The 6,168-nt window shown below is 47.0% G+C and carries 6 protein-coding genes; all 6 read left to right on the top strand.

The window, feature by feature from the left end; genetic code table 11:
- A partial coding sequence (locus QUB24_RS12835; protein WP_333153535.1) for a phosphodiester glycosidase family protein occupies positions 1–1,899 on the top strand: 1,899 nt, incomplete at its 5' end.
- Positions 1,900–2,139: 240 nt separating this feature from the next.
- Positions 2,140–2,943, top strand: coding sequence for a serine/threonine-protein kinase (locus QUB24_RS12830; RefSeq protein WP_333153534.1), 804 nt, complete (start codon positions 2,140–2,142; stop codon positions 2,941–2,943).
- A 78-nt stretch (positions 2,944–3,021) separates the two neighbouring features.
- On the top strand, positions 3,022–3,591 hold the full coding sequence (locus QUB24_RS12825) for a GUN4 domain-containing protein (RefSeq protein ID WP_333153533.1): 570 nt from the start codon (positions 3,022–3,024) through the stop codon (positions 3,589–3,591).
- Positions 3,592–3,941: 350 nt separating this feature from the next.
- Positions 3,942–4,142, top strand: coding sequence for an endonuclease domain-containing protein (locus QUB24_RS12820; protein WP_333153532.1), 201 nt, complete (start codon positions 3,942–3,944; stop codon positions 4,140–4,142).
- A gap of 16 nt (positions 4,143–4,158) precedes the next feature.
- Positions 4,159–4,344 carry a DUF559 domain-containing protein gene (locus tag QUB24_RS12815; protein WP_333153531.1) on the top strand — a complete coding sequence of 62 codons (186 nt, stop codon included), beginning with the start codon at positions 4,159–4,161 and terminating at the stop codon, positions 4,342–4,344.
- Positions 4,345–4,767: 423 nt separating this feature from the next.
- Positions 4,768–6,129 (top strand): protein kinase domain-containing protein, encoded by a 1,362-nt coding sequence (locus QUB24_RS12810; protein ID WP_333153529.1) that lies wholly within the window; start codon positions 4,768–4,770, stop codon positions 6,127–6,129.
- Positions 6,130–6,168 lie beyond the last annotated feature (39 nt).

Here is a 6,168-nt window from a genome sequence, read left to right as displayed (position 1 = left end):
ATGAGACAGGGGTTGAAACCCCTGTCGGAATATAGGTTTTTGGCTCAATCTGTACCGCCATCTTCGATAATTAGACAAGGCCGCCAAGTGTCTCTAAACGGCCGCATTCTCCCCCTAACTTGGACTCAGCAGCCGGCAAACAGCACTTCTGGGAATTTCCGAACTTGGATTGCTGATGTTGGATTGATGCAAAGTGCGGGAGTGGATTTGCTCAGCAGCGCCGACAGTGCCAAACAACCGGTGCAGTGGTTTTCGGTATCTTTAACCGGCGCTCAAAGCTTAGCAGCGCGCGTAACAAGCCCGTATCGTTACTTAGATGTTACCGATTTTGCTAGACTTGCGGGCTGGGAGATATCTGCTGATGGGAATATTCTAAAAATTACTTCTCAAACTGCAAGTGTTACCGGAATTCGGCAAGCAGAAATAGAATCGGGCGATCGCATTGTTGTAGATCTCGATCGCCCCGCCCCTTGGCAAGTTAACTTTGTCAATAAACCAATCCCGTCGCCGACACCCACACCCAACCCCCCGGACGACCCCACAAAGCCCGCTATCCCACTGCCAAACCTCCGCGCCACGCCAAACCTCGAAACACCAGACGACCCGACCAAACCCGCCCTCCCGCTGCAAATAACGCCCGCAGTGCCGATCGCCGGTCAAGAATGGTCGATCGCGATCGATGCCAAAATCGCTCCCGCCATAATTCAGCAGACTTTCTCAACCAGCAAACAATTGCTATCACTAAAAGTCGAACCTGACGGCGCTCAAACCAAAGTTAAAGTGACGATTCCTTTGGGTTGGCGGCCGCAAGTTTTCAGCCTGGGAAATCCCAATCGATTAGTTATCGACATTCGGCCAGATTCGTTAGTAGAAAAAAACATTGTTTGGGCGCCCGGTGTGCAGTGGCGGCAGCAATATCAGAATTTAGGAACCGCGCGTTTTCCGGTAGTTTGGTTAGAAGTTAATCCGCGTCAACCTGGTGTAAAAATTCGACCAATTCTCAGCAATCCGCCTGCCGATCAAGGCACTGCACCTCTATTGCAAACAGCAGAAGTTTCGGGAGTGGCTGCGGCGATTAATGCAGGTTTTTTCAATCGGATAAATCGCTTAGCTTTAGGCGCAATTCGGCGGGACAATAAATGGCTTTCCGGGCCGATATTGAACCGGGGGGCGATCGCCTGGAACGATCGGGGAGAATTTGCGATAGATCGTTTGACTTTGCAAGAAACTGTGATCAATCCGACCAATCAATTTTTACCTGTTTCTCATCTCAATAGTGCCTACATACAACCGGGAATCGGTCGCTACAATTCTGATTGGGGAACAACTTATACTCCGTTGTCTGGCAATGAAATAGTTGTGACAGTTGCGGGCGATAGGGTTGTCAGCCAATCCCCCGGAGGTGCGGTGGGAACAACAACTTTTCCCATTCCAGCTAACGGTTATATTTTGGCTTTGCGTGCCGATTTTTTCCCTGCATCTGAACTCTCTATCGGCACTTTATTGCGTTTAGAAACTAACACTTTTCCGGCTGATTTCAACCGTTTTCCGTACATTCTCGGCGGCGGGCCGGTGTTGGTACAAAACAGTCAAGTTGTGCTGGATGCTAGGGCGGAAGGGTTTAGCGATGCCTATGTTAGACAGACAGCAATTAGAAGTGCGATCGGGCGAAATGCTGCGGGGAATTTGCTGATTGTAGCGGTACACAATCGCGCGGGCGGGGCGGGGCCAAATTTCGCAGAACTGGCGCAGATATTGCAGCAAATGGGTGCTGTGGAGGCTTTAAATTTGGATGGGGGAAGTTCGACGAGTTTGTATTTGGGAGGTAGTTTGCTCGATCGACCTCCGTCAACTGCTGCGAGAGTTCATAATGCGATCGGTATTTTCATTCAACCATAAACCGTCACCTTAAATTGTAGGGTGCGTCAGTGTGCATTATCTTCTCAAAAATCGAGAATCTCCGCACTGACGCACCTTACAAAAACGTTAAATCGTAAGGTGCGTCAGCATGAATCTTCACAAAAATCAAGAATATCTGCACTCACTGATGCACTCTACAAATTAGAGCGTGCATCCAACAAACTCCCCCCGTCTCAGCTATAATCAAAACCATCCTCTCTACATCCTCACATACCCATCATGAGGCACTGGCCCCCCGGACAACAACTACACCAAGGCAAATACCTAATCGAAGAAATCCTCGGCGGTGGCCGGTTCGGTGTCACCTACCGCGCCCAAAACCGCAAAGAAAATAAAACAGTCGCCATCAAAACCTTAAATGCCAACGTTCAAGGTAAGCCAAACTTTCGCGAATTCCAAACCAAATTTGTCAACGAAGCTTTATCTTTAGCCCGGTGCAGCCATCCCCACGTTGTCCAAGTTTACGAAGTATTTCCCGAAATGGTGGGAAATATCGAATTGTGGTGCATGGTGATGGAATTAATCGACGGAATTGACTTAGCTAGCCATCTCGAAGATAACGGCATTTTGTCCGAAGAAAAAGCTTTGCCAATTATTCAACAAGTGGGAAGCGCGCTGAGTTTTGTTCACAAGCAAGGATTTACTCACCTCGATGTGAAACCCCAAAATATTATGTTAAGAACCCCCCCCAGCCCCCCCTTGGTAAGGGGGGGAGTAAGAGAAAATCCCCCCTTCTCTTCTTCCCCCCTTAATAAGGGGGGCGAAATTTCTTCTTCCCCCCTTAATAAGGGGGGAGAAATCTCTTCTCCCCCCCTTAGTAAGGGGGGCCAGGGGGGTGCAGTTTTGATTGATTTTGGCTTAGCGCGACAGGTGACGGCACCGGGGAAATTGAGGACAAATAGCAATTCCGGGACTGAGTGTTACGCACCAATCGAACTATTAGAAAGACGCGCTGAACTTGGTGCTTATACAGATGTTTATTCCCTAGCAGCAACGCTTTATGTCATGTTGACTGGTGAGTAGCCTTTTCCCTCGCAATTCAGGAAGCAAAATATTCCTTTAACTCCGCCAAAGCAATTCAATCCTCAGATTAGCGACAGGATGAATGCCGCGATTATGAAAGGGATGGAGTTGGAACCGCAAAATCGCCCGCAGTCAGTGCAGGAATGGTTGGATTTGCTGATACCAAAACCAGTGGCTGCTGAGACTACGCGAGTGATTTCAGCCGTGGGGATGGATTATACAAATTTGCAGAATTTATTGGCGGCTAAAAAGTGGCGAGAAGCCGATGAGGAAACGGCGAGAGTTATGTTGAAGGTGGCGGGTAGGGAGGAAGAAAGATGGCTGGATACAGAAAGTATTGATAAATTTCCCTGCGAGGACTTGCCTACCATCGACCAACTTTGGGTAAAATATTCTAATGGGCGCTTCGGCTTTTCGGTGCAGAAGCGCATCTATCAAAGTTGGGGTGGAACCAGGGAGCGTAATGGAGGAGTTTGGGTGAAGTTTTGGTATCTGATAGGTAGGTTCAAAAATGACTCATGGCTGTACGAAAACGACCTCACTTTTTCAGAGAAAGCACCAGAAGCTCACCTCCCCAGTAGGGTGTGGCCGCAGGGACTAGATGAGGGATTGGTACTCTTCTCTCGCGTCGAGACTTGTAGACTGTAACATCTAAGCGTTTCAGGATTTCATCAAGATTTATAACAAAGCCCAAAACCACGAAGCCATGCCCTATCTAGGTTTCCGACGGGGTTGTCGGGACATAACGAGCAAATAATCAAAGTAAAATCAATCTCAGAAACCGGGTTTCTGCGATAATTTATGTATCATCACCCAGATTCAGGAAGAAACCCGGTTTCTACCTCCCCACCAACAGCTTCCAAACTCCATAACGCAAGAAACAAAATTTGTAATTTGCATCAACAACAAATACCAAACAACCAACAATAAAACTCAAACAACTCTTACTCCCCCCCTTACCAAGGGGGGGCTGGGGGGGGTTAAAATCCTGTAGAACAATGACAAAACTCTACAACAAAAGCTCTGAAAAATTCAAACGGCAGAAGCTTCGCAGAGAAATGACGGAAGCTGAAAAGGAACTATGGAAACGGATCAGAAACAGACAGCTTGAGAATTGTAAATTTCGCAGACAATATAGTGTAGCAGCATTTGCGATCGACTTTTATTCACCGGAAATCAAGTTAGCACGCTTAAGTTGATGGTGACAGCCATTTTGTGGATGGCGCTGTAGAATATGATGCAGAAAGGCAAGAGTTTATTGAGTCGGCAAGGATTAATTTTTTGAGGTTTACTAATGAGGATGTTTATCATAATTTGGATGGGGTTTTAGAGGTTATTGTAGAGGGGATTAAATCGTTGAGAACATCGGGTGTTTTACCCCCCCCAGCCCCCCCTTGCTAAGGGGGGGAGTTAGAGTTAATTTCTTGCTAAGGGCGGGAGTTAGAGTTAGGTAGATTAGATTTAATCGCTGAGAACATCGGGCGTTTTACCCCCCCCAGCCCCCCCTTGCTAAGGGGGGGAGTAAGAGTTAATTCCTTGCTAAGGGCGGGAGTTAGAGTTAGGAGGGTAGATTAGATTTAATCGTTTATAACATCGGGCGTTTTACCCCCCCCAGCCCCCCCTTGCTAAGGAGGGGAGTAAGAGTTAATTCCTTGCTAAGGAGGGGAGTAAGAGTTAGGAGGGTAGATTAGATTAAATCGTTTATAACATCGGGCGTTTTACCCCCCCAGCCCCCCCTTGCTAAGGGGGGGAGTTAGAGTTAGCCTCTTGTTAAGGGGGGGAGTAAGAGTTTCGATAGTCCAAAATCCCAAATACGAAATCGATATGAGCTCAAAAGTTACCCTCACCATCACTTCCGGGAATCTCAAAGGCCGAGAATTCATCTTTGACACTCGCACAACTTGCATTATTGGCCGCGCCAAAGATTGCTATCCTAAGATTCCCGACGACGAAAAACACCGCACCATTTCCCGCTATCACTGTTTGCTAGATATCAATCCTCCCGATATCCGGGTGCGGGATTTCGGTAGCAAAAATGGCACTTTTGTTAATGGCAAAAAAATCGGTCAGCGAAAAGCTCATCAAACTCCCGAAGAAGCTGCTCAAATTCAATTCCCAGAATACGACTTGCAAGGGGGAGATGAATTTACACTCAGCCATACTTCTTTTCGAGTTGGCGTTGCCCTTGACCCGGAAATTGTCAAAACTCTCCAACACCAAACACCCCCTGTCATTCCCTCAAATCAAGCAAATCTGTGGGAAATGCTGCAAGCTTTTCTTTTGAAAGCTGTGGCGAATGAAAGCAATATGGGAGTTCTCGGCGATTACGTTTTGCTCAAAGAATTGGGTAGGGGCGGTTTTAGTTTAGTTTATTTGGCTCGCCACAAACAAACTAACGAACAAGTTGCGCTGAAAGTGATGCTGCCAAAAGTAGCGGCAAATCAGCGGGCTGTTAATTGGTTTTTGCGGGAAGTTGAAAATATGGAAGTTTTAAAACATCCGAATGTGGTAGGATTAAAAGAGTTTGGTTATGCTGATGAAACTTTCTTTTTCACGATGGAATACTGCGACGGCGGCAGTGTTGTGGATTTGATGGAAAAACGCGGTTTCAGCACTTTGCCGATTGGTGAGGCGGTGGCTATTATTTTGCAAGTTTTAGATGGTTTAACTTACACCCATAATGCAGAAATTCCCAACGTTAGATTGGCTGATGGTAGTTTTGCAAAAGGACGGGGTTTGATTCACCGGGATTTGAAACCGGGGAATATTTTTCTGGCGAATGTGGGTGGGAAACAAGTTGCCAAAATTGGGGATTATGGGTTAGCAAAGGCTTTTGACCAAGCGGGTTTAAGCGGCCAAACGATGACTGGTAATGTTGTGGGCACGCCGTATTTTATGCCGCGACAGCAGGTAGTAAATTATAAGTACGCGCAACCGGATGTTGATGTTTGGGCTGCGGCGGCTTGTTTGTATGTGATGATAACGGGATATTCCCCGCGCAATTTGCAGGATCAAGACCCGTTTTTGGCTGTTTTGCAAACTGATGCTGTGCCTGTGCGCGATCGCACTTCTGCGATTCCTCAACCGCTAGCCACCGTTATCGATCGCGCTTTAATTGACAATCCTGATATTTATTATAAAAGTGCAGCGGAATTTAAACAAGCCCTATTCAATAGTATATCGTAATTTATGGTTCGACTACCAATAGGTTTTCCGAAACCCGGT

The sequence above is a fragment of the Microcoleus sp. B9-D4 genome (assembly GCF_036705105.1).
GTDB lineage: Bacteria > Cyanobacteriota > Cyanobacteriia > Cyanobacteriales > Microcoleaceae > Microcoleus.
Note: the sequence above shows the minus strand (reverse complement) of the source record. Positions and strands in the feature narration are given on the sequence as shown.

Bases quoted from the DNA above. Each gene is read 5' to 3' on its own strand.
- QUB24_RS12830 (WP_333153534.1), top strand. From the start codon at position 2,140: ATGAGGCACTGGCCCCCCGGACAACAACTACACCAAGGCAAATACCTA.
- QUB24_RS12825 (WP_333153533.1), top strand. From the start codon at position 3,022: ATGAATGCCGCGATTATGAAAGGGATGGAGTTGGAACCGCAAAATCGC.
- QUB24_RS12820 (WP_333153532.1), top strand. From the start codon at position 3,942: ATGACAAAACTCTACAACAAAAGCTCTGAAAAATTCAAACGGCAGAAG.
- QUB24_RS12810 (WP_333153529.1), top strand. From the start codon at position 4,768: ATGAGCTCAAAAGTTACCCTCACCATCACTTCCGGGAATCTCAAAGGC.